Origin of the sequence: Novosphingobium sp. UBA1939 (assembly GCF_002336885.1) — a bacterium.
Classification (GTDB): Bacteria; Pseudomonadota; Alphaproteobacteria; order Sphingomonadales; family Sphingomonadaceae; genus Novosphingobium.
Genome location: NZ_DDFB01000074.1, coordinates 37241 through 63632 on the forward strand (window position 1 = coordinate 37241; position 26392 = coordinate 63632).

Here is a 26392-nt window from a genome sequence, read left to right on the forward strand (position 1 = left end):
AATAAATGTATCTGCTTGATACCAATGTGATTACCGAACTCCGCCGCGCTGGTAACGGAAAAGCTGATCCTAACGTAACATCTTGGCTACAAAAGCAAAACGCCGTCGAACTCCACATCTCCGTCATTAACCTCTTTGAGATGGAAATGGGTGTCTGTCGCCTTGAAAGGAAAGATCCTGTCCAAGCGGGTGCGTTGCGCCGCAGCCTCTCGAAGGTATTCTTACGAGCCTTTGGTAACCGCATCCTCGATATTACGCCGGATATCGCAACCAAAGCTGCGTCGCTACATGTTCCGGATCCGCGGGCCGAACGCGATACGTGGATAGCAGCGACGGCAATTATTCACGAGTTGACAGTGGTCACACGCAATGTCGCCGATTTTTCCCATGCCCCGGTCCAGATTCTCAACCCTTGGGATCAAGGGAAGGGGTGATTGTTCGTTAGGGAGGCGAGCCGGAACCCAGCGCCGCTTAGAGGGGAACCCAGCTCCGGCTGCTTGACGACTTCCAACTTTGGTTCTCCCGCAATCAAAGCTCGCCGCCGCATGCCAGGCCCTGCACGTATGAAACGAACGCAGTTCGCTTCAATGAGCGACTGGCGATCCACCATTTGGCGCTGGTTTGCGCGGTAAGGTGTTGCAGGAAATCCCTGCCGACCCCGGCCTTGTGCAATTCTATGAGCCGCTTCGTCCGAATTGTGGTGGCCCAGGCTATCTGCCGGAAACTCCCCGACAGATCAGGTAGCTGGCATCCGCCAAGTTCCGCGACCGCGGCTTGGAGTCTCTCCTCCCGGACCCGAGCTTCACATTCCGCGCATCTCTGTCGGGATAGTCTTGCGGCTTCCTGGTCAAGATCCGCGGCAAAATGGCCAAGCACGTCATGAACCTGTGCATGGCCGCAAGAATGTCTGACGCTTACACCCATATGGCATTTCCCCTGTCGAAGACCCGGGGCATGCTGAAAGGAGCCGGTCGTGTGAAACAAATACTTTGAATCAATGGCGCCTTATTGATTCAAATTCCCTCACTGTGACTTAGCTGGCGCAGTACGTACCCATGTCAAACGGGACGCTGCCACAATCAAGCAGCAATCTTTTGGAGGTCCGGCGGCAGACGGCCTTCCGCCAGATGAAGTTGCAACGACGGCCAATCGGAAAAGCCCCATAAATCCGGTTCCTCGACACCCATAATCTTGTCGCCATCGAGACTGTCCTTGATGGTGACGATTTCGGGCGGACAGTAGCATTTGTCGCGCGTGGAATAGAAAGCGCAAGCCCGCGGCCGCGAATTGCGGCGTGCGTTGTCGAGCACCATGCCAAGCCGGTTGCTGCGCAATCGGACCAGCATGCCGACAGGGAACACACCGATGCTTTGCATGAAGACGAACAGCAGCTCCCGGTCAAAATGACCTTCCCAGCTCCACATGGCGGCGAGCGCTTCGGCAGGCGACCACGCCTTCTTGTACGCCCGATCCGACGTCAACGCGTCATAGACGTCGCAGATCGCGCCCAGTCTCGCCGCAAGGCTGATTTCGTCGCAGGACAGACCGAAGGGGTAGCCCTTTCCGTTGACCTTCTCGTGATGGTGCAGACAGACGTCGAGGGCGGCTTCCGACATCTCCGTAACCGCGGCTAGAAGCTGATGGCCCTGCCGGGGGTGGTCCTTGACCAGCGCGAATTCCTCGTCGGTCAGCCCGCCTTCCTTGTTCAACACCGGTTCGGGCACGCACATTTTCCCGATGTCGTGCAGCAGGCCCGCAAGGCCGAGATCGCGCGCGGTGTCGGCATCAAGGCCCAGCTGATGCGCGGCGTTGACCATGAGGGTGCATACCGCGACCGAATGCAGGTAGGTGTATTCGTCCTTGTTCTTCAGGCGAATGACATTGAGCAGGGCGTTCCTGTTGCTGGTCACGGACCGACTGATGTCGTCGACGATATCGACGACCTGCGTCACGTGCGGCGCCCGACCCAGCCTCGCGGCATGGAACACGCCTACCATGACCTGCTTCGAGCGCGATACAAGGCGTTCCGCCTTCTTGCGATCGGAAGCTCTCGTGTCGCTCCGGGGAGTATCCCAGTCGGGCAGGGGGGCACTCCAGGCGACAGCGCGCGGGGTGGCGCGATTTTGCCTGGCGGGCGCCTTTGTCGTCACGCTCTGATCGCTATCCCCGCTTTCCGGCGAAACACCGCGTTCGTCATCGATCAGGACATGGGAAACGCCCGAAGCGTGGATCTTCTCCACGTCCGAGCCGGTCTCGATCAGGAATTTCGAGCGCCAGAACGGGTGGAGGAACCATGACCCCCCGAAACCACATATAAACATGCCGATACGAACCTGGTCTCGTTCGATACGACGGATCATGGCGTCTGATGTCCCCGGATATGGCTGCGTCCTTGAGGCGCTCCGTAATGGAGGAATTTACCGGGACAGGGATTAAGTGAATCTTACCTCCTGAACGGGAACGGGGTTCTCGTCCGGGCGCGCTCCGACACAGGGAAGCAGGAAAGGAAAGAGGGGAAGGAGATCGGCGGCCGAGAGAGGCCGCACAGAAAGGTCCGCATCCCATGCTTCACGCACTTTCGTCCCCATCACAGCACTCCATTCGCCTCATTGCTGCAGCCAGGCAGCTTGCCGATCGCCTTTGTCCATCCTCGCGCATCGGGCGGGATGACCTCAACGCCGCGATGGTCGATGCCTTCGGCTGCTCGGCCGCCAGCGGTGCATGGACACAACGCGACAGCTTTGTTGCCGCCGAGATCGCGACGATCCTACGTTCACGCGAAACGGCCCTGCCGGAAGAAGGCGCGGCGTGCCTGATGGCACTGGATGCATTGGCAAGCCTGCTGCCGATCCAGACCGTCCGCAGCGAAGAGCAGATCGCTCACCAGCATTTCTCGACCCCGCTCTCGCTGGCATGGCTCGCCGCGCGGATGGCAATGATCGGGCCAGACGATAGCGTCCTCGAACCCAGCGCCGGGACCGGCATGCTCGCGCATTGGGCAGGGGAGGGGAGGGCGCTCCACCTCAACGAGCTTGATCCGGTCCGTGCAGAGATCCTGCGCCAACTGTTCCTGACCGCTTCCGTCACAACCCATGATGCCGCCGCGATCCGGCAACTTGGCATTCGCCCAAGCGTCGTCCTGATGAACCCACCGTTCGCACGCAACGCCGCCGGCAAGGACGACCCGCTTGCCGCCGCGCGCCACATCGCTGCGGCGCTTGCCGCGCTGCGCCCCGGCGGGCGGCTCGTCGCGATCATGCCCGATGGCTTTTCCGGACAAGGGCGCAAGGCCGAAGTCTTTGCCCGCGCCCTGCAGGGCTCCACTGTCGCGGCGCATTTCCGTATCGAGGATGCCTTCCGCAGCCATGGCACGCGCGTTGCCATCCGCCTGCTGGCGATCGACAAGGTTCCGGGCAACCTCAACACGACTGTCGTCCAGCGTCCAAAACTCGGTGACCTGCTTGCCTTCGTGACCGCTATGCCGCCGCGCGCGGTTTGTCCCGCTGACGACGTTTGCGCGACAGCGTCTGTACCGATCCCTGAGCGCGGGGGGCAGGGCAAAAGCCTCTTCAAGGCCTTCGGCAGGCGGGCCTCGGCACCCGTTTCGGTGCCGGTGGCCGACCGCTGCCCATCGGCGGATGCGCCGAACTGGGTCGACGTACAATGGAAACCCGTGGCGGCCCATGGCCCTGACGTCGCCACGACGGATGTCTATGCCGCCTGGCGGCCCCAGCGGATCGCGTTCGAAGGCGCCGCAGACCATCCCGCCGCTCTTGTCGAAAGCGCGGCCATGGCCTCGGTCCTGCCGCCGCTGCCTGCCTATGTGCCCCGGCTTCCCCGGTCGGTCATGGAGAACCAGGTTCTTTCCGCGGCCCAGCTCGAGACGGTCACCCATGCGCTCGATGCCACGTCGCGCGATTTGCCCGGCCGCTATGCCGTGCCGGAAAAGGGGCTCGAACTTGTCCCGCATGCCGAAGGCCAGATCTACCGGCAGGGCTTCTTCCTCGGTGACGGCACCGGGGCGGGGAAGGGGCGTCAGCTTGCCGGTATCCTGATGGATCAATGGCTGCGCGGGAACCGCCGCCACATCTGGCTGTCCGAGAACGCCAGCCTGCAGGTCGATGCGATACGCGACTGGGAAGCGCTGGGAGGCATGGCCCTCGACATCCAGTCCATGGCGAAGTTCCGGCCCGACGCCCGGATCACGCTCAGCGAGGGTATCCTGTTCCTGAGCTATGCCACGCTGCGCAATGCATCGGGTGGCAAGACCCGGTTGCAGCAGCTGCTCGAATGGTGCGGACCCGACTTCGAGGGATGCATCCTGTTCGACGAGGCGCATGCCATGGGCGGCGTCGCCGGCGGGGAAGGGCGGTTTGGCGCCACCAAGGGATCGCTGCAGGGCCTCGCCGGCGTCGAACTGCAGAACCGCCTGCCCCGCGCCCGCGTGGTCTATGCCTCGGCGACCGGCGCCACGGACATCAACAACCTCGCCTACGCCGTCCGTCTCGGCCTGTGGGGGGAGGGGACGCAGTTTCCCGACCGGACATCGTTTACCGCGCGGATCCGCGAAGGCGGCATTGCCGCCATGGAACTGGTCGCACGAGAGCTGAAAGCGATGGGCGTCTATACCGCCCGCTCGTTGTCCTACGCCGGCGTCGAATACGATATCCTCGAACACGCGCTCACGCCCGTCCAGATCGCGGACTTCGATGCCTGGAGCGAAGCCTGGTCGGTGATCCACCGGAACATGGAATCGGCGCTCGCCGCCTCCGGCGTCACCGATCCGCTCGAGGGCAGGACGCTCAATGGCCCGGCGCTCGCCGCCGCGCGCAGCCGGTTCCAGTCCTCGGTCCAGCGCTTCTTCGGCCAGCTGCTGCTCGCCATGAAGCTGCCCACCCTGTTGCCGGCGATCCAGTCCGCGCTGGACAATGGCATGTCCGCGGTCGTCCAGTTGGTCTCGACCTCCGAAGCCCTGCTCGACCGGCGGCTTGCCGATCTCGATGCGCAAGAGCGGGCGGAGCTTGCCATCGATCTCAGTCCCAGGGAACTTTGCCTTTCCTACCTGCAGAACGCGTTCCCGACGCGGGCGATGGAAAGCTATGTTGACGAAGACGGCAATATGTTCTCGCGCCCCATATCGGATGCCGATGGCCATCCCGTTCATTGTGCCGATGCGCTGCGCCTGCGCGACGACATGATCGAGATGCTCGGCGCGCTCCCGCCGATCGCGCCGGCGCTCGACGCCATCATCACCCGCTTCGGCGCCGACGCTGTGGCCGAGGTGACCGGGCGGACCCGGCGCCTGCTGACGCTGCCCGACGGTTCCCAGAAGCTGCAGTCACGCTCGGCAGCCGCCGGCGTTGCCGATGCCAACCTGTTCATGGCCGGCAGCAAGCGCATCCTGGTCTTTTCCGATGCGGGCGGGACCGGGCGATCCTACCACGCGAGCCTGGCGGCGGCCAACCAGCAGCGCCGCGTCCATTTCCTGCTCGAGCCCGGATGGCGCGCCGACAAGGCGATCCAGGGCCTTGGCCGCACCAATCGCACCCACCAGGCCTCGGCGCCGATCTTCCGTCCGGTCACCACCGATTGCCGGGGCGAACGCCGCTTCATCTCGACGATCGCCCGCCGGCTCGACGCGCTCGGCGCCCTGACCCGCGGGCAGCGCCAGACCGGTGGGCAGAACCTGTTCGACCCGGCGGACAACCTCGAATCCGAGTACGCGAGGGAAGCCCTGCTGCAGTGGTATCGGCTGCTGCATGCCGGCAAGCTGACCTCCTGCCAGTTCGCGTCGTTCTGCGAGCGCACCGGGCTGCGTCTCGAACACGAAGGCAGCCTGGTCGACAACCTTCCTCCCATCCAGCGCTGGCTCAACCGCATCCTGGCGCTGCCGATCGCCCTGCAGAACGCCATCTTCGACGAGTTCCTCGGCCTGGTCGAAGCGCGGATCGAGGCGGCCCGCAAGGCGGGCACGTTCGATGCCGGCGTCGAGACGGTCGTGGCCGACCGGCTGACCGTCGCCGAGCGGCGCACGCTGCTCGAACGCGATGGCGCCGCGATCACCGAGCTGCTCACCATCGAGGCGCAATGGGCGGTGCGTTGTCCGGACATTGCCGGGATCATGGAGCGGGCAAGGAGGGCAGGGGGCTCGGCCCGCTTCCTGCGCAACGGCCGCTCGGGCAAGGTCGCCCTGCTGGTGCGAACCCGTTCCCGTCTTACGGATGACGGCCTCTCGATTAGCTGCTACGCGCTCCATCGTCCCGGTGGCCGCAGCGTGATCACCGATCCCGATCTTGCCGAAAGCCACTGGGACGACCTGTCGGCGGAGAGCTTCGCCCGGCTCTGGCAGGCCGAGTGTGCGGATCTCGAGGCCCGGCCCCAGACCGAGCGGTTCTTCCTCGCCACCGGTCGCCTGCTGCCGATCTGGAACCTGCTGGGCGACGAAGCGCAGGTGCGACGCCTGGTGACGCAGGACGGGCGCTCGCTGCTTGGCCGCATCGTTCCGGCCGGGACCGTCAATGCCTTGCTCGACAAGCTGGGCCTGGGCGGCGCCGTCCAGCTCACCACCCAGGAAATCGTCGAGGCCGCGCTGTCCGGAAAGGTCGTGCCGATCGATGCGCGGCAGGGCCTGTCGCTCAGGCGTTCGCGGGTCAACGGCGAGGCCCGTCTCGAGATCCTGGGCTTCGAGGCCCGGGCGCTCCCCGCCTTGAAGGCGAAAGGGTGCTTCACCGAGATCATTCAGTTCCGCACGCGCCTCTTCCTGCCGGTCAACGATGCCGACCGTATTGTCGGGGAGATCGCTGCATGAGTGGCTTTCGCTGCCAGGTCTGCGGCCGGCGCAAAGCCCTGCGCAAGGACGGCACCGTCGTGCATCATTGTGCCAGAGGACCGCGCTGTCCCGGCAGCGGCTATCCGCCGATCGAGCACGATGACGCGCGGCTCATCGCCTATGCCGCCGCAATCGAACGGGCGTTTCGCAAAGCCTGCGAGGCCGTGCGGCGTCTCGAGGAGCAGCGCGCCAACCGGATCGATCCCGCGCTCATCATCCGGCGCGGGCTGCTCGCCGGCCAGAGCGTGCGGATCGGCCGACGCCTGCGCCGGCATCGCGACTGGCCCGAACGCTACCGCCGCTCCATCGCCCGGCAGATGGAGCGCCATGGTTATGCCTGGGCCGATCCGCCGCCGGTGTACCTGGTGGAGCGGGGCGAGGCACTATGAGCGCCTGCTTGTACGCATCCGAGCCATGGTCGGAACCATTTGCATCGTGCATCGTTACGCGATACAGTTGCTCATGATCCTCAGCTTCCGCCACAAGGGAATCGAAGCCTTCTATCATTCGGGAACAACGCGGGGAATTCAGGCGGCGCATGCAAAGAAGCTCCGGAATATCCTGGCGATGCTCGATGTGGCGGCAAGACCCGAAGACATGAATCTGCCGTCTTTCAGGTTACACCCCCTGAAGGGGGATATGAAGGGCTTCTGGTCGATCTGGGTCAACGGCAACTGGCGCGTGACGTTTCGATTTGTGGGCGCCGATACGGAATTGGTCGATTATCAGGATTACCATTGAGGCAATGACGATGATGCACAATCCCCCGCACCCCGGCGAACTGTTGCGCGATGAAGTCATCGGAGCGCTGGATCTTTCGGTCACCGAGGCGGCAAGCCGTCTCGCCATGTCGCGCGTTGCACTATCGCGTGTTCTGAACGGCAAGGCCGGGATCAGCCCCGATCTTGCGGTCAGGCTCGAGCAGGCAGGCGCCAGCACCGCACGGGCATGGCTTGCCATGCAGGCGAATTATGACCTGTGGTGCGCGATGCAGCACAAGCAGCCGCCGGTACGCCGCCTGCAGGATACCACAGACGAAACAGGAACCGCCGACGCGTATGGACATGCATGACGATGTCGGCAGAGCCTATGTGCATGACTTCGTCACGCAGCTGCATCGCGTGCCGGCGGATGCCGATGCACTCTATGTCCTGATGCACCTGATGGAGGTTCTCCATAAGGCCGGCGATATTCTTCCCGACGATGCGCGCGATCACCTTCTGATTGCAGGCGCTGCGGCGATCGCGATCGCCAAGGACCTTGATTGAGGCAGTAGGGTAGGGCTGTTGCCGGCATATCCCGCGCCCGCCTGTGGCGGCCGCGACCAAGAGGAGGGGGAAGGCGAGGGGGGAGGCCCCCTGGGAGCGGAAAGAGCCCCTTGATCCGGGCCTCGCGAAGAAACGCGAGTACCTGCCATGATCACGACCACGATTCCCTTCGCCAAGCTGCGCGGCTCGGATGCCAATGTCCGCAAGAGCAGCACCTATGCCGCCGCCGGGATTGCAGCACTGGCCGCCTCGATCGAGGGCCACGGGTTGCTGCAGCCACTGATCGTCGCGCCGTCGCGCGGGCGCAAAGCCCTGTTCGACGTCCATGCCGGCGGCCGCCGCCTGGCGGCGCTCGCCCTGCTGGTCGAGGCCGGCAAGCTCGGGAAGGACCATCCCGTCGAGGTCCGGCTGTGCGAGGACGAGGACGCCGCCGCGCGCGAACTGAGCCTTGCCGAAAACCTGCTGCACGAGCCGATGACCGCGGCCGAGGAATGCACCGCCTATCGCGACATCATTGCCGAGGGCGCCAGCGCCGAGGATGTCGCGCGCCGCTTCGGCGTCACCGTGCGCCATGTCCACGGCCGGATGCGGCTTGCCGATCTCGCCGAGCCGATCTTCGCGGCGCTCGCCGAAGGGAGGATCACGCTCGATGTCGCCAAGGCCTATGGCGCCACCAGCGATCGTGTCGCGCAGTTGTCCGCGTGGGAGCGCTGTTCGGACAGCTGGGCCGCGGACAATCCGCAGGCGATCCGCCGCGCTATCGCGGAGACTGGCCTGTCGGGACGCGATCCGCTGGCGCTGCTGGTTGGAGAGAGCGAGTACCAGGCCGCTGGTGGGCGCATCGAGCGCGATCTCTTCGCGGCCGAAGGCGAGGGCACCTGGATCGATGCCGACATTGCCCGTGACCTCGCCATGAAGAAGCTGACCTTCGAGGCCGAGGTGGCGCGGCTCGCCACGAAACTCGCCTGGGTGAAGCCCGTCGTCGCGACCCGCGTGCCCTATGACGACACCCGCGACCTGCAGGGCTACTTCCCGGACCATGCCGAACCGTCGCCCGACGCGCAGGAGCGCATGGCGGAGATTCAGCGTCGGTTCGATGCGATCGGAGAGGGACTCGAACAGACCGAGGACGAAGACGCGGCGCAGACGCTGTACGACGAACAGGAGCGCCTCTCTGCGGAATACGATGCCCTGTGCAAGACCGAGGCCATCATCCCGGACGAGGATCGGGAGCATGTGGGCACCTTCCTCATCATCGGCGCTGACGGCACGCCGGAACTGGTGGACCGGTACTACACGGCCACCAAGCCTGCCCGGTCCGACAGCGCGCCGGCGGACACCGGGGAAGAGGACGGTGACAGCGCGAGCGATGCGATCGATCCCGACGAGGAACAGGCCGGCCTCCTCGACGCGTTGCCGCGCGGTCTCGAGGAACAGCTCGCTAAGGATCGCCGCGACATCCTCGCGCTCCACATCGCCCACGACCCCGCGCTGGCGCTCGACCTGGCGATCTTCAGCCTCGCGCGCGACCGGGCTGGGCATTTCGGGTACAGCGACACCGGCTGCTCGATCCGGATCACCGACCGGTTCGAGCCGGCGGGCCTCAAGGACATACCGCCGAGTGGCGCGCGCGAGCAGCTTGAGCAGGTCCGGGTCGGCCTGCCCAACGACTGGGCGCTGATCGAGGACAGCTTCGCCTCGTTCCTCGCCTTCCGCGCGCTCGACGAGGACACCCGCGCCAGTTGGCTCGCCTATGCGGTCAGCCAGAGCCTGCAGGCGAGCCTTGCGAGCGGCGAGCGGAACAAGCCCTTCCAGTCCGGTCTCGGCGCCCTGCTGGGCATCGATGTCGCGCAGCACTGGCGTCCGGGTGCGGAGAGCTTCTTCGACCGGCTGAAGAAGAGCCAGATCCTCGGCGTCCTCGGCGAGATCGATCCGGCGATGCCCGGGCGCTACGCCCTGGCGAAGAAGGGTGAACTCGCCAGCGCCGCCACCAAGCTCTGCTCAGGCGAAGCCATTATCGAGCCGGTGATCCGCGAGCGGGCGTTGCGCTGGGTGCCGGAGCAGCTCGCGTTCTCGCCGACGGTGTCCGAGGACGATACGATCGTCGGGGACGGCGAGGGATCATCTGCCGACATCGCTGGTGAGGAGGCAAAGCCTGCCGGTGAAGACGAACAGGAGGACGACGAAGCGGAAGACGTCGTCGCGGACTTCGCCCGGGCCGCCTGATCGCTGCCATCATCCGTCCCACTGGAGCCCGGCTCTCGCTTCGGCGCGACGCCGGGCTTCGATCTTTCAGGAACGATGCCATGATCGATACGATGACCGATGCGCGCGCGGGCGCGCTTGTTGCGCTTGCACGCAGCGCCGGTGACGACGGCCTGTCGCCTGCAGACGAAATCCGCATCGACGCCCGCCGATGCCCTCTCCAGCTGCGATCGTGCCGAAGTTCTGTTTGTCCTGTCGCCCAAGGGCAAGCATCCGCTGGACGCGAGCATCACCAGCCACCGGCCATGGCCCGAATTTGCAGAACTCACTGTCACCGAAGATCTCGTCCATGCCCTGGCCGCGCTTGGCTACACCCTCGGAGACTATCGCAAGGCGAGCGGCAATGCTCATGCATCGGAGCGGCCCCGCGGCAAGACCCGTATCAGCAGGCCCGACTTCCCGCGCCGCCCGACACCGTTGTGCAGTCTCGAGGCCGTTCGCGAAATGGTCGACAATGCCTGCTCCACGAACTTTCTTTTCGTGCTCTACGCCATGGTTCCGATCGCGCAGCTGATCGATCTCGATCCCGCCAGGCCGGTCACCTTCAGCCGGGCGGCGATCGCGAGCTGGGATCCGTGGAACGGTACGTTCCACGACGCTGTCAGCGTGCCCGCGGTCACCGTCACGCCGGCCATGGGTACGCTGATGTCTCCGGCGCGCTGGTATTCACCGGACCACATCTGCGGGTTCGTGCATAGCTACTACACCGCCGATATCGGGCAGGGTGGGGGAGGGGGGGAGGGCAGAGCCTGACGGGAACGAACGCTGCATCGTGGTCGGCACAAGCCCCTCCCCTCGGCGGCGCGACAACGCTCGTGGGGGGCGCTTCGGGCTGGACGTCAGCGTTGCGATCCCAATTGGCAATGATAGCCCGCGCGATCGGCTTGCTAGGTTCAGCTGGCGACGGCGACGGCGCCAATAGGATCGGCAGCTCCCAGAATGGGCCGGCATGGGCGACAGCGTCAGAGTGCCTTTTTATAACCTTGATCGAAGAAGTCCGCATTGCTGGCCAGCGCCTTCAGCAGGGCAGTTTTCCAGTGGTTGGCGCCGAAGGTGCGTTGCTCGCTCGCTGAGTCGCCTTCGATGGAGAGCTGACGGGCCTCGGCGGTACATTCGTCCCGCTCCATGTCGCGCAGCTTCTCCGCTTGCTCGAAGATGACGTCGACGGCAGCGAGTTGGTATCGCGGGGCTAGCCGGAAGATGGACATCTGATAGACAAGCCGCTGGTACAGCGAGTCGTCGAGTGCCACGGAGAAGTCTATGATGAAGTTCGTCGCGATGTGCTTGGCTCCAACCGCGACCTGAGCGATCAGGAACGGGACGTCCCATGGCAGATCGTCGAGGTAAGCGTGCGTGAAGAACTGCTGCGCCACTGCTGAGCCCTTGGTACCCTTGTGTGTATTACAAACCCGGCACATCGGCGCGAGGTTCGGCGCGTAGCAGGCGAATACCCCGTTCGTGCTCTTGGGCAGAAAGTGATCGAGCGTGGTCGCGGTTTCAAGCCGACAGTAAGGGCAGATCCCATCGGCCATGCCAAGAATGTCTTTGCGCAGGCCCGCCAGCGGACGCCCCTTGTACGTTAGTGGATAGGACAGCCGGGCTGCATCGCGGACGGCGGCAGGGATGTCCGAGACGTCATACGGTGTGTTGGGATCCCACCCGCGATGCTGCAAGTATGCGTCGAAGGCCGCGAGGATGCCGGGGCGGGCGCCCGTGAACTGCGGCCTGATCGTCGGCAGCGAATTGTCGATGCAGGTCTGGAGGTCGGCTTCGGCATCGCGCCCCGGCGTAGGCAGAGTCCTCATCTGCGGACGGCCTTGCGCTGGCCGATCAACCTCAGGACCTGAGCCCTCGCGGGGCTACTGAGCCTTCGCTTGCCGAACAGCTGCTCTATCTCTTCAAAGCTACGGTCGTCATTCACCAATCTCGAGAGCACCCCGACGAAGTCGGCACGCTCCGCCGGCAACCCGAAGGCGTCGCGCGACAGCGCGGCGAGGTTCTCGCCGAAGCTCTGGCTTTCCAGGGCGTGCCAGACGGTCCGATTGTCGATCCGGCGGAAACGAAGGACATGGTCCCCGAGCGTCTCTTGGACAACTACGGGGGAGTGCGTGGCGGTTATGGCATTCGCTTCGAACGTGTCGAGGAGATCCCTCACGACACGCAGGAGTGTCGAGACGAGTGGTGGGTGCAGGTGCGCCTCGGGTTCGTCAAGAAGTACAAGGCCGTTCCTCCTCAGCCTAGCGCAGAGCGCCGCGACCACGTTCATCGCGGCCTTGTGGCCGGTGCTCAAGCCGGGGAAGACTTGCCTCAGGCGCTGGAATCGGTTTGCCTGCCTCATTCTTCGGGTCGTGCGTGTGATCGTCTCGAACGAAGGGTCTCCGAGAAGGACATCCATCGCACTGAGGAAGATGGACGCCCTCGTCTTGGCGACGGTACCGAATTCCAAAAGGTCGTCGCTGCGCTCGATGTCCCTGAGCGCGGCCACGAACTCATCGTCTATGCGCTCCGGCGACTTCAACTGGTAAGTGGAGCTTCCAGCGCTGAGTTCCCGCAGGCCTACATAAACGTAGCCGCGTTCGGCGAGGTCGGCGCGTGCATCGGCAGACGTCTCCTGTCCCGCTGGTATCTCGAAGTTGTCGTAGGCGGAGTAAGAGATGAACAGCACCTGGCTTGCGGAGCCCGATGTCGTTCGGATGGTGCCGCGGTCTCCGACCTCTGTCGCGCCGAAGAAGATCGCGAGCGCCAGTTCCGAGAGGAGAGTCGTCTTGCCGGTCCCGTTCGGTCCGACCAGGACTATCATCCGGCGCGGCAGTTCGGATGGTCCCTCGAAGTTGAACACCACGGGCGAAGGCGACATCTCCCGATTGCGCGAGGTCGGTGGCGTGAACTCCATCCGAAGCGCGCCATCGACCTCCGTGGCCGAGGAGACCGAGCGCAGATCGCCGATCGGATCGGACTCCATGGTAATCGGTTCGATCCCGGCTTCGACAACGACAGGTTGGACGACATCAGGGTCGGCCTCACTCGCTACCCGCGAGGTGGACAGAAGCGCGGACCTACGTCGGAAGGCGTCTCTTGCGGGCGCGAGCCTTAGGAGCGATGTCTTGAAAGAATCTTCATCCTCGAAGGCCTTCAGGCGGTCTCCATCGGTGGTGAGATCACGCATGGCGGTTAGGATCTGCTGTTCAAGCTCAGGACCGAGCAATCCCAGCTTGGTGTAGTAGCCGAGGTCCGCCCCCAGCGATCCGAACTCTTCCGGGAGTTGAGCACCGATCGGATCAGGGAGCCGCGGCGCTCCCCCTCGGAGACCAATCTCAGCTATCTTCACTTGGTGAAGCGTTTCCGAGTCGTCCTCGGTCCGCCAGAATGCTGCGTAGAACGTCGTTTTGAACCCGAAGTCGTCCCAGGCATCGTGCATAAGCGTTATGGCCGGAAAGGTTGGCGGCGGCGCGTTGCCGTCTTCAACGACGTAGATTTCCAACGGAGGACTCCTGCGCGACCGGCCCACGCGGGCGCCGGGAAGTTGAACGAGTTATACTATCGACAGTCACCGGAATGATAAAGATGACCTGTCGTCAGAAGAGGCCGCGATGTCGCCGATAGTCTCGGCCTCCAACTGCCTGCATCGCCAACTGCAATGAACGAGCGGCCGCTTTAGCGATCGGTGCAGGTGTCATCGAGTGACGATAGTGGATCCTTGCAGCCGGGCTTGTTCGCCGAACGTAAGTGCGCTTCCTTAGATCGCCAGCCGAAACTTGACTGCCAGCAACCGGCCCATCTCCGGTCACACTTCAAGGGCGATTGGGAAAGCGCTGGATGTCTGCTCCGGTCGTGTCCCGAAATAATGCGCCTCCCGACTATCGGCGAGCTTCCCGGCCGTGAACGGCCGAAGCCGGGACCCAGAGAGGGAAGGAGGGATGGGGAGGGCGAGCCTGCGGGCTCGCTTGCAGAGGAGAATCCCCATGGCATCGTCCCACCGCGCGCCGGCGCGTTCCGATATCTACGCCACCGTCACCGCCCAGCTTGTCGCCGCTATCGAGGCTGGCGCCGGGGAATGGCGAATGCCCTGGCACCATTCAGGCGCGCCCACCATGCGCCCCGCCAATGTGTCGGGAAGGCGCTACGCCGGGATCAACCGCCTGGTGCTGTGGGCCACGGCCGAGGCGCACGGCTATACTTCGGGTACGTTCGGCACCTACCAGCAGTGGAAAGGTATCGGTGGGCAAGTCCGCAAGGGTGAGAGCGGCGCCCATGTCGTGCTGTGGAAGCGGATCGAGTCCCGGAACGGCGATGTGCATGCCGGTTCCGATGCCGACACGGATACGGGCGACGAAGGCCGCGCCCGCGCCCGCTGCTTCGCCCGCTCGTTCGTGGTCTTCAACCGCGACCAGGTCGACCTCGAGGATGCAGGCGCGGTTCGCGAAGCGCCGCCGGTCGATACCAGCATCACCGAAGCCCTGGCCTTTCTGTCCCGCGCCGGCATTTCGATCGAATACGGCCTCCATGACGCCCACTACCGTGCCGATGTCGACAAGGTGTTCATGCCCGAACGCACCGCGTTCGGCAGCGACCTCGACCTGGTGTCGACGCTGGCGCACGAGATAGCCCACGGTTCGGGCCATGCCTCCCGTCTCGCCCGCGAAACCTTGCGCGACTACCACAAGGAACGCAGCATCCGCGCGCGAGAAGAACTCGTGGCGGAGATCTGCAGTGCCATGATCATGGCGGACCTCGGCTTTGCCTGTACGCCCAGGCCCGACCATGCCGCGTACCTCACCTCGTGGTTATCGATCCTTCGCCATGATGCCCGTGCGATCTTCACCGCCGCCGCGCAGGCGCAGGCCGCCGCCGACTGGATCCATGCCGCGGCCAGCGCCCGGCAGGGTGACGAGCTGGGTGGCGGGCACGACGATGTCCCACCTCTCGCCATCGCGGCCTGAGGAGACACCATCATGGGTTCGTCCCTTCGCTATCCCGCCGGTGCGTCTGTCGCCTATCATGCTCTCGATGCGGCCGACGCGGTCACATGGATGAGCGATCATGCCCGGCTCGTCGAGGACGTGCGTGTCAGCGCCCGCGCGGCATTCCCCTCGTTTGATCCGATCGATTGCTGGCGCGATTGCAACGCGCGGGTGATCCTGCGCAACGCCTTCGCCGATATCGGCGTGACCACCGACGATGGGCTTGTCGCCATCTGGATGGCGCGGCGCACCGATCGCGAATTCCGGCTCCGCTGCGAATGGGGCGATACGGGGGAGACGGCACGCGCCTGGCTCGCTCGGTCCGCCGTGACGTTCGCGACGATATTCGGTGCGCGTGATGCCGTCGATCCCGCCTCGCCCGCTTTGCCACTGGCGGCCTGACGCACCCCGTTCCCCGGAGACATCCCGATGACCATGATCACCCGCGGCGCGTGGCGCGCCGGCCCCATGCGTCCCGGTTCCGCCTCCTGGCCGTTCGACTGGGAGGCGGACATCACCACGACCGAGCCGGTATGCCGGCGACACCAGTATGTCGGTCGCTTCGTCCAGGCCGGCGGCCGCCCGATCGGCGAGGCGCAGGCCAACCTCAGCGCGGTTGCGCTGATCCCCGAGATGGTCCGCCTGCTGCAGGCCGTCGCCGGCGTGATCGCGATGAGCGATCCCGACGACGAGGCCTTCGCGGACAGCGCGGCCGACTGCCTCGACTCCCTGCTGGAGCATACCGAGGCCCTGCGGTCCGTGCTTCAGACGCTTGGGGGAGGGGCAGGACGGTGACCGCCGTAGTCTGGCTCCATCTCTGCCGCCATGAAGAGGGTCGCCGGACTTTACTATGCGGTTTGGGGCGGTCGAGCCGCACGCCGCGATTCCCCTCATTCTGAACACGAAACCGGATCGCCACCGATCCAGCACGAGGTATTGTCATGAACGGGATGTATCTGGCCTATCGCTGCCCGCATTGTGGCAGCGAGGAATGCGGCAACGACGCCAATGCCGGTTGGGATGTGGTCACGCAAGGCAGCGTGCTGCTCAGCGAGTTTGATCACCAATGGTGCAACGCCTGTGGAGACGTAAGGCTGGAAGAATTCACTATCACCGATCCCGTGCGGATCGCCGTCATCGACCAGCAGCGCGCCCGCCTTGTGGTCGAGGGGGCGGCTCACGATCTGCTTGCCGCGGCGCGTGACGCCCTTGCCGCGCTCTGCGACCAGAGCACTGCGCGGCGCAAGGGCTACGACGTCCTCGCTTACGACCGGCTGCTTGCCGCGATCGCGCTGGCCGAAGGCCGGAGCGCGTCATGATCGAGACCATGCTGGCGCTCTCCACCGCGCACTTGCGCGAGGAGACCTGCAACGACTGGCTGCATCGCGCGCCCTTCGCCGTCTTCGAGAAGGGGGCCTACGGGTGGTTCGTTTCCATATCTGAAGATGATCCTGCCGATCCGCCTGCGGACCTTGCCGAATGTATCGCCCAGGCACGGGGGCTTGGCTGTGACTGGCTGATGTTCGATCGCGACGCCGACACGCTCACCATCCTGCCAACCCACGATTGGTGAGGACGCCCGGCACCATGGTGCGGATAAAGCATTGGGGGAAGGGGAGTGACGAGCAATTCCGCTCGCCAGAAAGGTCCACCTCCCATGCTCAGCGACAGCGAACGCTTTGCCTTCATTCCCCGGCGCATCCACAGCTTCGCCAGTAACGGGAACGCCTATGACGCGACCCAGACCGACGAACGGATTGCCAGCGGCGACACCCTGCTAATCCTGCCCGAGGGCGTGGTCGGCATTGCCCATTGCTGGCCCTTTGCGGTTACGCAGGCGACAGGCAATCTCCACGGCGTTCAGCCCAGGGCGCACGAGACGCTGGGTGAATTCGCCGCCGCCTTCAACCTGACCGCTGACGATGTCGCGGCCGCCATCGCGCTCGCCCATGCGCTCGGGTTCGTCCTCGATCCGGCGCTGGCCGCGCTTGGCGTTCCCGCCGTCTGAAACCCTCTACCCGGAGAACCATCATGCTTGCCACCGTCCCGCCGGCGGGCGCGCCCACGCGCGTCGAACAGATCGCCAGGCTCAACGACCGCGCCCGGCTTGGCCTCGACCCCTCGGCGCGTATCGCCGTCACCCGCAATTGCCTCGCCACGCTGGGACCGATCGAGGGACCACTCGCAATCCTCAACCAGGCTCGCATCCTCGCCGCCATGCGCCGCTGCACCTTCAGCGCCGACAGTCCCGAGCGCGATCTCGGCGTGTTCGAGCTCGATGGGCACACCATCTGGGTGAAGGTGGATTATTTCGACAAGGCGCTCGCATACGGATCGGACGATCCCGCTGACGCCACCGTGACCACGCGGGTGGTCACGATCCTCCTGCCGGCGGACTGGTGATGGCCACCGCCGAAACCATGGGGCCTTTCGATCCGGGGAAGGCCGCGGCGTGGATCGCCCGGGGCAGACCGCCGGCGGAGGCGGCGCAGCTCGCCGCGATCTGGCGGCGGTATCCAGACTTGCCCGCTGGCGCCAGCGCCGACGCCAGGATGCGGCGCCTTCGGGAACGCGTCGGCGCGATGCGACCCTTGAACGATGCCATCGCGCGTCGGAACGCGCAGGACCGGGAGCACCGCAACTTCGCCTTCACCGCCACCAGGCTCGCCGCAGGGCAGGGTGACGATCGCGATCGGGCCATCCTCGCCGGGCGGGACATCCATGGCTTCGCCTGGATGGCGGCGGTCCGTTATGCCGATGGGCTCCAGGCCGCGCGGTCGGGATGGCCCTATGCTCCGCACGCGGTGGGGACAGAGCGCGACGCCTACGATCGCGGTTTCCGCGAAGGCGGTGGCGATCGCGACGACCTCTTCGACACTGCCCGGCGTGCGCTGCGCGTTGCCGAGCCGCAGAGGGAACCGGTGCCAGCCCTGTCGTCTCGCCCCTTGCCGAGCACATGGCCAAAGCCCGATGATGCGCGCCGGCCGGCGCCCTGGTCGCGTCGTCTCGTGATCTTCGGCGCGGCCGAAGCCGGGCTTGCCGCACGCACCAGCAACAGCGCTGTACTGCTACCGCCGTTGCTGGTGCGCGAGGGAGCAGACGCGGCGGCTGTCCTGGTCGTCGTCGGCGATGCCCTTTGCGCATTGGATGACGCGCGCGCAGCAGCAACCTGCCCACCGCCGCCGGCGGACCTGAATACCCTGTTTGCTGGCCGTGACTTCTCCGACATCCTTGTCGCGGCCCAGGGCGAGGACTTGGCGGTCATCGATGCCCACGCGCTTTTCCTCCCGCTTGCGCGCCATCAGGAGCGATTGCGCCATACCCTGCCGCTGCAGCGGGCGCAGTTCGCGCTCTGGCTCGAGCGGGGTCTCTGTCCCGGAGAGACCCGCGCCGCGGGACACATCCGCTGGGGGAAGACCATCCATGGGCTGGTGGCCCGCCTTGGCGAATTGACCGCCACCTGGTCCGGCAAGGATGCCCAAGGGCATCGGATCGTCATCACGGTGACCGCGACCGGTGAACCGGCACGGGGCTATGTCGCCGGCGACGGCGCCGCGCTCGAGCCCGTGTTCCATGTCAGCAACCGCAAGGCTGTTCGTGGCGCCATGACGCACGCGCTGCGACGCTTTGCGGGAGGCATTCGGCTTGCCCCCCATCACTCATACAAACGGGAGGAAGCTGATATGGAACTCAATTCGTCCACGCCGGCGCCGATCGGGCGGGTCCATCACCGACCCTTGGCCGGGGCAGGGGCAAATTCTCTTGCCAGCCAGGCGCGTGCGCGGCACGCAACGCCAAACGGGACGCGAACATGACAGGCAATCTTGCGACATTCAACAACGCCTGGCGCGTGGCCGCTTCCATGGCCGACGATCATGATCGCGATTACGCGCTGGTCCACACCGGCAATCCCGGCAGGCCCTATCTGGTCGAGGAACTGGCGGGGCAACCCGGCGTCGTGGCGATCCTCTGTTCCGATCCTGCCACAGCCCTGCGCTGGGTCAGCGAGGTGGAACAGACATGAAGCCCGCCCGGGACTCCGTGCTTGTGGTGCTGGTCCTGCTGACCGGCGGCTGTCACCGCGCTTCCATTGCCGGGGGCGAGCCTTGTGTGATCGTCATCGATCTGGCGAAACGCTCCGAGACACAGCAGTCTGGCCAACGACCGGGCTCCATGACTGTAGCCCGGCGATGCCAGCCATCCGGTTCCGGGACGAAAGAGTCAGGTTCTCATGCCGATCGGACGGGGGTGGCGATGGCGTGATCAGGGCTGGCGCGCGTGATTGGTGAAGGGCTGATTTCGGCGAGGTTGGCGGACTGACCGGAAGGGCCGCTCCAGGCGCGCAGATCAGCCTAAGCGGACCTTTATTAACGGAAGGTACGTCCGCCCGGGGAACGCAAGCAATCTGGCCTCTAATGCGCATCGGCGCCAGCGATGCTGGCAGGTGCAAGCAGGGTGCGCCCCCGCTGGATAACACGGTTTTGTTCAGCCAGGCGGTGGAGTACGCGGTTGACGTGCACCGGAGTCAGTCCGACGATATCGGCAATTTCCTGCTGGGTGAGGGGGATTTCCAACGGGCCGTCCGATTCCCCCAGCCGCATGCGCAGATCGATGAGCAACTCCACAATGCGCTCTGTGGCGTTTTTGCGACCGAGGCCCACGATCCACTGTGCCTGCCGTTCCAGCGTCTGCATCATGGCGCCAAGAACGTCCTTCACCCCGTTCTCGCGCCTGTGAATTTCCGAAAGCGGGAGCGGCGTTATGCTGAGCCGGGTCAGCGCCATGACCGGAAGTTCGGCGCGGCCTGAAAGCAGCCAGTGCGGCTCGCACAGTTCACCCGGCAGATAGAGCGCGGTGATCTGGCGCCGGCCATCGCGCAACGTTTTATAGCGGCAGCCCCAGCCTTGGTTCACGCGATAGATGCAATCGCATTTCTCGCCGGCTCTGACCACATGATCATACCGCCGCAATAGTCTGGGGCACGCGATTGTCTTGTGCATAGCCTTGCATCCGCATCCTGGCTGCCTCCGTCCCGCCTCCGCGAGTCCGGCTCGAAGCCTTGCAAATGTTTCATTCGAATAAAGTTTTCCGGATTGAGACGTACGGTGGATGCAGCGGGTCAATCGGTTCGGCGCACGGCGTCGCCATTTCGCCGGATCTCGATCAACTAGGTTAGACAGAAGGATCGAACGTCCGCGATCGACGCTTCCCTTCCTGCAGCCCGGCACATGACGCCGGCCGCGACGACAGGAGGAAAGCATCATGGCATCACAAAGTGGCACCAGGCCCAAAGGCGAGAGCTCGGGCAAGGGGCAGGCCAATGAGCAGAAATCCGGCGAGCAGACAGGGGTCACCGGTGCGGCGGACAAGGAAAGCAACGCCGGGGCCGGCGGCGGCGGGATTGCCAGCCTCAAGGCGGACCATCGCAAGGCCGAACAACTCTTCGCCCAGTTCGAGAAGGCGAAAGATGACGAGAAGCAAGCCCTGATTGAACAGGTTTGCAACGCGCTGACGCTGCACACCATGCTGGAAGAGGAGATCTTCTACCCGGTGTGCCGCGAGAAAATCCCGGAAGACGATTCCCTGAACGAGGCCCAGGTCGAGCATGACAGCGCCAAGCTGCTTATCGCCGATCTTCTGCTGCTGAGACAGGACGATCCCTTCCGCGATGCAAAGGTCAAGGTGCTGGCCGAACAGATCAAGCACCATGTCAGGGAGGAAGAGAGCGGCAAGGACGGCATTTTCGCCAAGGCCGAAGCAAAGGGGCTGGATACCCCCGAACTGGCACAGCGGCTGAAGCAGCGCCGTACCGAGCTTGAACAGTGCGATCGTCTGCCCGGTGGCGAGCCGGTGGCGATCAACCTTCAATCCATGAACAAGCAGAGAGAGGAATACGAGATGGCCAGCTATCAACACGGGCAGGAACGCGATGATCAGGGCCGCTTTACCGGCGGTGGCGCGGGTGGTCGCGGCAGGGGCGATTACGATGATGATCGCGGCTCCCGCCGCGGTGGAAGCGCGGGACGGGATCGCGACGAGGACGGCCGCTTTACCAGTTCGCGCGGCGGCGGCTCCGGACGCGGCCAGGACGACGACGACCGTGGCGGGCGCAACGGTCGCGGGCGCGATGACGACGACGGCCGGGGCTGGTACGGCGATTCGCGTGGGCATTCGGAAGCCTCCCGCCGCGGCTGGGAAGATCGGGGTTCCTCGCGCGGCAGCAGCGGCCGTTATGACGACGATGACGATCGCGGCGGACGGCGCGGCGGCGGCGACGGCCGGGGCTGGTACGGCGATTCACGCGGCCATTCCGAGGCGTCGCGCCGGGGCTGGGACAATCCCGACCATGGCGATAGCGGTTGGTATGGAGACTCGCGCGGCCATTCCGAAGCCTCGCGCCGGGGTTGGGACAATCCCGATCACGGACGCAGCGGATGGTTCGGCGATCCGGAAGGGCACTCCGAAGCCTCGCGCAAGGGCTGGGAAGATCGCGGTTCCTCACGCTCTTCTCAGGGGCGCTACGATGATGACGACGATCGTCGTGGCAGTTCGCGTTCCTCGCGCGGCCGCGATGACGATGACAATCGCGGCGGCGGACGTGGCTGGTCCGGGGATTCTCGCGGCCATGCCGAAGCGGCAAGGAGGGGTTGGGAAAACCGACACTAACCGAAATGCCGCCTGACGACTTCCAAGTATCAGTGATGGAGCTGGGCACGAAACCCAGCTCCATCCGCAATGGCCATCCCGCCGATCCCGATGCGCTTTGAGGAGTTCTATGATGACGAGGCATGACATGCCATCGCACGCCGGCCGCGCCATCGCCGGGCTGGCGACCGTTCTCGCCGTGGGAACCTGGCTCTATACCGGGTCTCGTCGGCGTGTGTCCCGCGCGGCGCAGGATTCCGCACCCGGCTTCACAACGCGGCGCGGATCAAGGGAGTTCGGCAAGTACGCCGTAAGCGGGCGCTGCGTCACGATCGGAAAGCCGCGGGCAGAACTGTTCGCCTTCTGGCGCGATTTCGCCAACCTGGCCCGGTTCATGGAGAACGTCGAGGCCGTCCGGCCGGCCGGCGATGATGGCCATTGCGTGTGGACGATCCGCGCGCCCGCCGGAAGAACTGTCGACGTTGAAACGGTGATAGCACGTGAGGAGCCGGGCGAACTGATCGCGTGGCGCTCTGTGGAAGGATCGGATATCGACACCGAAGGGCGAGTAACGTTTGAAGACGCACCGGGCGACCGAGGCACGCGCGTAAGCGTGCGGATTGCCTACAAGCCCCCTGCGGGCGAACTCGGGCGCCTTTTTGCCAAGCTGCAGGGGCGTGAGCCGGAGATCCAGGCCCGTCGTGACCTGCGCCGCTTCAAGATGCTGATGGAAACCGGCGAAATCGCCACCTCCGCGCGCCGCAAGGATCAGACGCGTGCAGCAAGGCAGGCACGCAAGCACGACACTTCCCCCAAGCAGCAGGAGAACGCGTAATGCGCGCGCTGACATTCCACGGCACACAGGATGTGCGCGTCGATACGGTCGACGATCCTGAGATCGTCAATCCGCGTGATGCGATCATCCGCGTCACCTCCACAGCCATCTGCGGATCGGACCTACACCTGTACGATGGCGTCATCCCGGGAGTGATGCCAGGAGACGTTCTGGGGCACGAATTCATGGGCGAGGTAGTGGAAACCGGACCGCTCAGCACGCTGCGTAAGGGCCAACGTGTGGTGGTACCCTTCACCATCAGCTGCGGACAGTGCTTCCATTGCAGTCGGCAGGCATTTTCCGCCTGCGACAATTCGAATCCGACGGAAAAGCAGGACATAGCCGAAAAAGTCTACGGACACGCCACATCGGGGATGTTCGGCTACTCGCATATGACCGGGGGCTATTCAGGGGGGCAGGCGGAATTTGTCCGCGTGCCATTTTCCGACGTCGGCCCGATCGCGGTGCCCGATCACCTTGACGACGAGCAGGTGCTGTTCCTTTCCGACATTCTTCCCACGGGGTGGATGGCGGCGGAAAACGCCCGCATCGAACAGGACGATACCGTGGCGGTCTGGGGTTGCGGTCCGGTAGGTTTGTTCGCCGTGCAATCAGCGCTGGCCATGGGCGCGGCACGAGTAATCGCGATCGACCACTATCCCCACCGGCTGGAACTGGCGCGCGGCCTTGGCGCGGAGGTGATCAATTTCCGCGAGTCCGATGTGCTAGACGCACTCATGGAAATGTCTGGCGGCCTTGGCGTCGACGCCGTGATCGATGCGGTGGGAATGGAAGCCCACGGCTACGCGATTGACAACTTGCTCGACATTGCAAAGCAGAAGATTGGTTTCGGCGCGGATCGGGCCAGCGCGCTCCGGCAGGCGCTGCTGGCCGTCCGCAAGGGCGGGCGCGTTTCGGTGCCAGGTGTCTATGGCGGGTTTGCCGATACGTTTCCGCTGGGCGCGTTGATGGAAAAGGGCCTGGAACTGCGCACCGGGCAGACCCATGTTCAGCGCTACATGAAGGATCTGCTCGCCCGGATCGAAGGCGGAACGCTCGATACGACGTTCCTGATCAGCCATCGCCTTCCGCTGGAGGAAGCCGCCACCGGCTATCGCAATTTCAAGGAGCAGCAGGACACCTGGACCAAGGTCGTGCTCCGGCCCGGGCAGATTGCCTCTCGCACTTGATCGTTGGCCGATCCGGCCTTTTTTGCCCGCCTGCAATCGGATCAGGGGATCAGCCCCGACTGCATTTGGAACGCACACCCGTCCGCCACCTTGTTCTGCAATACAGGAGAGCACCATGCCGAAAACCTCTGCGCACGAGCCGCTGGACCCAGACAGCCCCGATCGTGTCGAGAACGACAGGCTTCATGCGGCCACGTCCATCCAGAGCCCGGTGAAGCCGGAGCAGTATCCCCTCAAGGATCGTGAACTGCAGACCGCAGCGGCCACGGACGGCAAAACAGGCAAACGCAAGTCTGAGAAGCGGTGAGGAATGGCTCCGCAGGGCGGCCCTGCGGCTGGTCCCGGACGATGTTGTCGAGCCGGAATGCCGTCCGTCCGCGTTTACCGCGGCTGTCCGTTTCTTTCGTTGGCAATGGCCTTGGCACGGGCGAGGTCATGAATGAAAGAAGCACGCTCCTGCGCGTAGTCGCTCCGGCGGCGTCGCAGCAGCAAGGCGGGATGTATGGTCGGCAGGACCGGTATGCCTTGCACGTCGAGAATTTCGCCGCGAACCGGGCCAAGGGTGGCACGTCCGGCGACGACCCGAAGCGCCGTTGCCCCCAGCGTCACGACCACCGCCGGTGAGACCAGCGCGATTTCGCGGCCAACCCACCAGCGAGCATGGTGGATCTCGCCCGCATTGGGAGCTTCGTGCAGGCGGCGCTTGCCTGCCACCGAAAAGCGGAAGCGCTTGACGGCGTTCGTGAGAAATACGCAGGAACGGTCGAGGCCCGCTTCCTTCAGGCAGGCGTCAAGCATTTTCCCCGCGGGACCGACAAACGGATGCCCCTGTCGATCTTCCTGGTCACCCGGACGTTCGCCGATCAGCATGATGGGCGCGTGAAGAGGGCCTTCTCCGCGAACGAACGTCTTCGCGGATGTAAGCGGATTGCGGTCGTCCCCTTCCATCGCCTTGTACAACGCGGCGAGGGATTGTGTCGGCTCTGATTCAGGGGAGGTCATCGTCGTGCTCCACATGTGACCGGAATGCGTGGCGGTCGGAAAGCGGGATGCATCATGCCTGATCTGAACGATCCGGAACGGGTTGCGATCCTTTCTCCGCGTTGATGCTGGGGAACTTCCTTATTCTTCTCGTTTTGAGACCAGCATGAAACGGAATCTTGCCGATCGCGCCCCTCTTGCGCCGGCGCGGGATCAGTCCGGGAATGGGACGGCCCTGCTGCTCATCGATGTGGTCAACCCCTTTGAGTTCGAAGGAGGGGCAGACGCGCGCCGGCGTGTCGAGGCCATTGCCCGCCCATTGGCAAACCTGCGGGCCGGTGCTTATCGGCTCGGCGTCCCGGTCATCTACGTCAATGACAACTTCGGCGAATGGCATTCGGAACGCTCCCAACTGCTTGACCGCGCGCGCCCCATGCCAGGCGACGGACTGCTAGATCCGCGCCACGACGACTACTTTATCATCAAGCCCCAGTTCTCGGGGTTTTACGCGACAAATCTCGGGGTTCTCTTGCCCAAGCTTGGTATTCGGCGCCTCATTCTCACCGGGATCGCGACCGAGATATGCGTTCTGTTCACGGCCGCGGATGCGCATATGCGGGATTACGGCTTGTGGGTTCCCAGCGATGCGGTGGCGCCGCTGGACATGGCGCAAGGCGAAGGTGCCCTGGCGGTCATGCGCTCCGCCATGCAGGCCGAAACCGCGCCATGCTCCAGGCTTTCGCTGGCGGATTGGTTAGACCGATGATGCCTCGGCGAGATATTGATCTTTTACCATTGCCCCCGCGCCACGCATAAGACGGCTTTCTACCCGTTGGGTACGTTGCAGCGAGATGGTCGATCAATCCTCACCGGAGGCGAGCGAAAGAATATAGCGCGCGGGCATCGAAGAGGCCCACAATGGGACTATTGCAGGGGCGGATAGAATTTGCAGAGAGCGCCGAAAGGGCGTTTCGATATCAGGTATTGCTATTCTCTTCGCGAGGGGTGTCCGGAGCCGCACCGGCTCCCCCGGTGCCGGCCGTGTCCGCTCCAGGTTCCCGGAGCTCACGGTCAAGGTCATCCTGGAACGCGTGGTCATGCACACCGGACTGGCCCACCCGGTTCTTCATCGCTTTATCGGACCGTTGGGGCGACATGCCGGTTTTCTTCATGGCGTCGGCTTGACCTGAACAGCGGTTGGCCTCCTCGGGATGGTTATGGACGACGATCGGGCGGCTTTGCTGATCTTCGTCAGGCTGCCGGTCCTGACGCCTTCGGACGCTTTTCGCTTCTTCCATCATTGGTGGTCTCCAACGGAAACGGATGTGGTCACCGGGGATGCGTCGCTTGTACAAGCCATCCTCAGGGCGGAACGATCCGCGATCCATCCGGCTAGCCATCGCTAACGCATGTGTGTG

28 protein-coding genes are annotated in these 26392 nt (G+C 64.5%); 22 read left to right on the plus strand and 6 right to left on the minus strand.

Annotated elements, in window-relative coordinates; translation table 11 throughout:
* The first annotated feature begins 5 nt into the window (after window positions 1-5).
* Window positions 6-434: a type II toxin-antitoxin system VapC family toxin gene (locus B3547_RS10425; RefSeq protein WP_136958170.1), complete on the plus strand. Its 429-nt coding sequence runs from the start codon at window positions 6-8 to the stop codon at window positions 432-434.
* A gap of 645 nt (window positions 435-1079) precedes the next feature.
* On the opposite strand, the gene B3547_RS10430 is transcribed toward B3547_RS10425, so the two are convergent.
* Entirely contained in the window at window positions 1080-2360 is a 1281-nt protein-coding gene (locus B3547_RS10430; protein ID WP_136958171.1) for an HD-GYP domain-containing protein, read from the minus strand.
* A 203-nt stretch (window positions 2361-2563) separates the two neighbouring features.
* Here B3547_RS10430 and B3547_RS10435 point away from each other — a divergent pair, with 203 nt between their 5' ends.
* From B3547_RS10435 to B3547_RS10465, 7 genes are all read left to right on the plus strand, one after another.
* A complete protein-coding gene (locus B3547_RS10435; RefSeq protein WP_292962808.1) occupies window positions 2564-6808 on the plus strand; it encodes a strawberry notch-like NTP hydrolase domain-containing protein in 4245 nt (1414 codons plus the stop codon).
* Window positions 6805-7218 (plus strand): hypothetical protein, encoded by a 414-nt coding sequence (locus B3547_RS10440; RefSeq protein ID WP_136958174.1) that lies wholly within the window; start codon window positions 6805-6807, stop codon window positions 7216-7218. Before B3547_RS10435 ends, B3547_RS10440 begins: the two co-directional genes overlap by 4 nt.
* 73 nt (window positions 7219-7291) lie before the next feature.
* Entirely contained in the window at window positions 7292-7570 is a 279-nt protein-coding gene (locus tag B3547_RS10445) for a type II toxin-antitoxin system RelE/ParE family toxin (protein ID WP_136958231.1), read from the plus strand.
* Window positions 7571-7574: 4 nt separating this feature from the next.
* Window positions 7575-7901 carry a HigA family addiction module antitoxin gene (locus B3547_RS10450; protein WP_292962814.1) on the plus strand — a complete coding sequence of 109 codons (327 nt, stop codon included), beginning with the start codon at window positions 7575-7577 and terminating at the stop codon, window positions 7899-7901.
* Window positions 7888-8097: a hypothetical protein gene (locus B3547_RS10455; RefSeq protein ID WP_292962817.1), complete on the plus strand. Its 210-nt coding sequence runs from the start codon at window positions 7888-7890 to the stop codon at window positions 8095-8097. Before B3547_RS10450 ends, B3547_RS10455 begins: the two co-directional genes overlap by 14 nt.
* A 147-nt stretch (window positions 8098-8244) precedes the next feature.
* Entirely contained in the window at window positions 8245-10323 is a 2079-nt protein-coding gene (locus tag B3547_RS10460; RefSeq protein ID WP_292962819.1) for a ParB/RepB/Spo0J family partition protein, read from the plus strand.
* Window positions 10324-10422: 99 nt separating this feature from the next.
* Window positions 10423-11115 (plus strand): hypothetical protein, encoded by a 693-nt coding sequence (locus tag B3547_RS10465; RefSeq protein WP_292962822.1) that lies wholly within the window; start codon window positions 10423-10425, stop codon window positions 11113-11115.
* A 209-nt stretch (window positions 11116-11324) separates the two neighbouring features.
* Here the strand turns inward: B3547_RS10465 and B3547_RS10470 are convergent, their stop codons facing one another.
* Window positions 11325-12167, minus strand: a complete 843-nt coding sequence (locus tag B3547_RS10470) for an HNH endonuclease (RefSeq protein WP_292962825.1) — start codon at window positions 12165-12167, stop codon at window positions 11325-11327.
* Entirely contained in the window at window positions 12164-13843 is a 1680-nt protein-coding gene (locus tag B3547_RS10475; protein ID WP_292962828.1) for an AAA family ATPase, read from the minus strand. Before B3547_RS10475 ends, B3547_RS10470 begins: the two co-directional genes overlap by 4 nt.
* 481 nt (window positions 13844-14324) lie before the next feature.
* Here B3547_RS10475 and B3547_RS10480 point away from each other — a divergent pair, with 481 nt between their 5' ends.
* The 9 genes from B3547_RS10480 to B3547_RS10520 all read left to right on the plus strand — a co-directional run bounded on the left by B3547_RS10480 (window position 14325) and on the right by B3547_RS10520 (window position 19347).
* A complete protein-coding gene (locus B3547_RS10480) occupies window positions 14325-15302 on the plus strand; it encodes an ArdC family protein (RefSeq protein ID WP_292962830.1) in 978 nt (325 codons plus the stop codon).
* A gap of 12 nt (window positions 15303-15314) precedes the next feature.
* Entirely contained in the window at window positions 15315-15725 is a 411-nt protein-coding gene (locus tag B3547_RS10485) for a hypothetical protein (protein WP_292962832.1), read from the plus strand.
* A 27-nt stretch (window positions 15726-15752) separates the two neighbouring features.
* Entirely contained in the window at window positions 15753-16118 is a 366-nt protein-coding gene (locus B3547_RS10490; RefSeq protein WP_292962834.1) for a hypothetical protein, read from the plus strand.
* Window positions 16119-16264: 146 nt separating this feature from the next.
* Window positions 16265-16642 carry a hypothetical protein gene (locus B3547_RS10495; protein ID WP_292962837.1) on the plus strand — a complete coding sequence of 126 codons (378 nt, stop codon included), beginning with the start codon at window positions 16265-16267 and terminating at the stop codon, window positions 16640-16642.
* Window positions 16639-16896: a hypothetical protein gene (locus B3547_RS10500; RefSeq protein ID WP_292962840.1), complete on the plus strand. Its 258-nt coding sequence runs from the start codon at window positions 16639-16641 to the stop codon at window positions 16894-16896. Before B3547_RS10495 ends, B3547_RS10500 begins: the two co-directional genes overlap by 4 nt.
* 84 nt (window positions 16897-16980) lie before the next feature.
* A complete protein-coding gene (locus tag B3547_RS10505; protein WP_292962842.1) occupies window positions 16981-17331 on the plus strand; it encodes a hypothetical protein in 351 nt (116 codons plus the stop codon).
* A 23-nt stretch (window positions 17332-17354) separates the two neighbouring features.
* Window positions 17355-17726: a DUF3768 domain-containing protein gene (locus B3547_RS10510; protein WP_292962845.1), complete on the plus strand. Its 372-nt coding sequence runs from the start codon at window positions 17355-17357 to the stop codon at window positions 17724-17726.
* Window positions 17726-19138, plus strand: coding sequence for a hypothetical protein (locus tag B3547_RS10515; RefSeq protein WP_292962848.1), 1413 nt, complete (start codon window positions 17726-17728; stop codon window positions 19136-19138). Before B3547_RS10510 ends, B3547_RS10515 begins: the two co-directional genes overlap by 1 nt.
* Window positions 19135-19347 carry a hypothetical protein gene (locus B3547_RS10520; protein ID WP_292962851.1) on the plus strand — a complete coding sequence of 71 codons (213 nt, stop codon included), beginning with the start codon at window positions 19135-19137 and terminating at the stop codon, window positions 19345-19347. The genes B3547_RS10515 and B3547_RS10520 overlap by 4 nt, the downstream gene beginning before the upstream one ends.
* A 388-nt stretch (window positions 19348-19735) precedes the next feature.
* Here the strand turns inward: B3547_RS10520 and B3547_RS10525 are convergent, their stop codons facing one another.
* On the minus strand, window positions 19736-20587 hold the full coding sequence (locus tag B3547_RS10525; RefSeq protein WP_349676485.1) for a Crp/Fnr family transcriptional regulator: 852 nt from the start codon (window positions 20585-20587) through the stop codon (window positions 19736-19738).
* On the opposite strand from B3547_RS10525, the gene B3547_RS10530 reads away from it, so the two are divergent.
* The 4 genes from B3547_RS10530 (at window position 20586) to B3547_RS10545 (ending at window position 24300) form a co-directional block, all read left to right on the plus strand.
* Window positions 20586-21989 carry a hemerythrin domain-containing protein gene (locus B3547_RS10530; protein ID WP_292962857.1) on the plus strand — a complete coding sequence of 468 codons (1404 nt, stop codon included), beginning with the start codon at window positions 20586-20588 and terminating at the stop codon, window positions 21987-21989. The two genes, B3547_RS10525 and B3547_RS10530, sit on opposite strands and share 2 nt — an antisense overlap.
* A 127-nt stretch (window positions 21990-22116) precedes the next feature.
* Window positions 22117-22803 carry an SRPBCC family protein gene (locus tag B3547_RS10535; RefSeq protein ID WP_292962860.1) on the plus strand — a complete coding sequence of 229 codons (687 nt, stop codon included), beginning with the start codon at window positions 22117-22119 and terminating at the stop codon, window positions 22801-22803.
* On the plus strand, window positions 22803-23993 hold the full coding sequence (locus B3547_RS10540) for a zinc-dependent alcohol dehydrogenase (RefSeq protein WP_292962863.1): 1191 nt from the start codon (window positions 22803-22805) through the stop codon (window positions 23991-23993). The genes B3547_RS10535 and B3547_RS10540 overlap by 1 nt, the downstream gene beginning before the upstream one ends.
* 115 nt (window positions 23994-24108) lie before the next feature.
* Window positions 24109-24300, plus strand: a complete 192-nt coding sequence (locus B3547_RS10545) for a hypothetical protein (protein WP_292962866.1) — start codon at window positions 24109-24111, stop codon at window positions 24298-24300.
* Between the two features lie 74 nt (window positions 24301-24374).
* On the opposite strand, the gene B3547_RS10550 is transcribed toward B3547_RS10545, so the two are convergent.
* Window positions 24375-25010, minus strand: a complete 636-nt coding sequence (locus tag B3547_RS10550) for a UdgX family uracil-DNA binding protein (RefSeq protein ID WP_292962869.1) — start codon at window positions 25008-25010, stop codon at window positions 24375-24377.
* 130 nt (window positions 25011-25140) lie between these two features.
* Between B3547_RS10550 and B3547_RS10555 the strand changes: the two genes are divergently transcribed.
* Window positions 25141-25740: an isochorismatase family cysteine hydrolase gene (locus B3547_RS10555; protein WP_292962872.1), complete on the plus strand. Its 600-nt coding sequence runs from the start codon at window positions 25141-25143 to the stop codon at window positions 25738-25740.
* A gap of 211 nt (window positions 25741-25951) precedes the next feature.
* On the opposite strand, the gene B3547_RS10560 is transcribed toward B3547_RS10555, so the two are convergent.
* The gene (locus B3547_RS10560) at window positions 25952-26275 is read right to left on the minus strand and encodes a hypothetical protein (protein WP_292962875.1); all 324 of its coding nucleotides are present in this window, start codon (window positions 26273-26275) and stop codon (window positions 25952-25954) included.
* Window positions 26276-26392 lie beyond the last annotated feature (117 nt).

Bases quoted from the DNA above. Each gene is read 5' to 3' on its own strand.
- B3547_RS10505 (WP_292962842.1), top strand. From the start codon at position 16,981: ATGCTCAGCGACAGCGAACGCTTTGCCTTCATTCCCCGGCGCATCCAC.
- B3547_RS10540 (WP_292962863.1), top strand. From the start codon at position 22,803: ATGCGCGCGCTGACATTCCACGGCACACAGGATGTGCGCGTCGATACG.
- B3547_RS10525 (WP_349676485.1), bottom strand. From the start codon at position 20,587: ATGATGCTTTCCTCCTGTCGTCGCGGCCGGCGTCATGTGCCGGGCTGC.
- B3547_RS10465 (WP_292962822.1), top strand. From the start codon at position 10,423: ATGCGCGCGCGGGCGCGCTTGTTGCGCTTGCACGCAGCGCCGGTGACG.
- B3547_RS10560 (WP_292962875.1), bottom strand. From the start codon at position 26,275: ATGATGGAAGAAGCGAAAAGCGTCCGAAGGCGTCAGGACCGGCAGCCT.
- B3547_RS10515 (WP_292962848.1), top strand. From the start codon at position 17,726: ATGGCCACCGCCGAAACCATGGGGCCTTTCGATCCGGGGAAGGCCGCG.
- B3547_RS10450 (WP_292962814.1), top strand. From the start codon at position 7,575: ATGACGATGATGCACAATCCCCCGCACCCCGGCGAACTGTTGCGCGAT.
- B3547_RS10550 (WP_292962869.1), bottom strand. From the start codon at position 25,010: ATGTGGAGCACGACGATGACCTCCCCTGAATCAGAGCCGACACAATCC.
- B3547_RS10530 (WP_292962857.1), top strand. From the start codon at position 20,586: ATGGCATCACAAAGTGGCACCAGGCCCAAAGGCGAGAGCTCGGGCAAG.
- B3547_RS10425 (WP_136958170.1), top strand. From the start codon at position 6: ATGTATCTGCTTGATACCAATGTGATTACCGAACTCCGCCGCGCTGGT.
- B3547_RS10495 (WP_292962837.1), top strand. From the start codon at position 16,265: ATGAACGGGATGTATCTGGCCTATCGCTGCCCGCATTGTGGCAGCGAG.
- B3547_RS10470 (WP_292962825.1), bottom strand. From the start codon at position 12,167: ATGAGGACTCTGCCTACGCCGGGGCGCGATGCCGAAGCCGACCTCCAG.
- B3547_RS10555 (WP_292962872.1), top strand. From the start codon at position 25,141: ATGAAACGGAATCTTGCCGATCGCGCCCCTCTTGCGCCGGCGCGGGAT.
- B3547_RS10485 (WP_292962832.1), top strand. From the start codon at position 15,315: ATGGGTTCGTCCCTTCGCTATCCCGCCGGTGCGTCTGTCGCCTATCAT.
- B3547_RS10455 (WP_292962817.1), top strand. From the start codon at position 7,888: ATGGACATGCATGACGATGTCGGCAGAGCCTATGTGCATGACTTCGTC.
- B3547_RS10440 (WP_136958174.1), top strand. From the start codon at position 6,805: ATGAGTGGCTTTCGCTGCCAGGTCTGCGGCCGGCGCAAAGCCCTGCGC.
- B3547_RS10520 (WP_292962851.1), top strand. From the start codon at position 19,135: ATGACAGGCAATCTTGCGACATTCAACAACGCCTGGCGCGTGGCCGCT.
- B3547_RS10500 (WP_292962840.1), top strand. From the start codon at position 16,639: ATGATCGAGACCATGCTGGCGCTCTCCACCGCGCACTTGCGCGAGGAG.
- B3547_RS10490 (WP_292962834.1), top strand. From the start codon at position 15,753: ATGACCATGATCACCCGCGGCGCGTGGCGCGCCGGCCCCATGCGTCCC.
- B3547_RS10430 (WP_136958171.1), bottom strand. From the start codon at position 2,360: ATGATCCGTCGTATCGAACGAGACCAGGTTCGTATCGGCATGTTTATA.
- B3547_RS10435 (WP_292962808.1), top strand. From the start codon at position 2,564: ATGCTTCACGCACTTTCGTCCCCATCACAGCACTCCATTCGCCTCATT.
- B3547_RS10480 (WP_292962830.1), top strand. From the start codon at position 14,325: ATGGCATCGTCCCACCGCGCGCCGGCGCGTTCCGATATCTACGCCACC.
- B3547_RS10510 (WP_292962845.1), top strand. From the start codon at position 17,355: ATGCTTGCCACCGTCCCGCCGGCGGGCGCGCCCACGCGCGTCGAACAG.
- B3547_RS10535 (WP_292962860.1), top strand. From the start codon at position 22,117: ATGCCATCGCACGCCGGCCGCGCCATCGCCGGGCTGGCGACCGTTCTC.
- B3547_RS10545 (WP_292962866.1), top strand. From the start codon at position 24,109: ATGCCGAAAACCTCTGCGCACGAGCCGCTGGACCCAGACAGCCCCGAT.
- B3547_RS10445 (WP_136958231.1), top strand. From the start codon at position 7,292: ATGATCCTCAGCTTCCGCCACAAGGGAATCGAAGCCTTCTATCATTCG.
- B3547_RS10460 (WP_292962819.1), top strand. From the start codon at position 8,245: ATGATCACGACCACGATTCCCTTCGCCAAGCTGCGCGGCTCGGATGCC.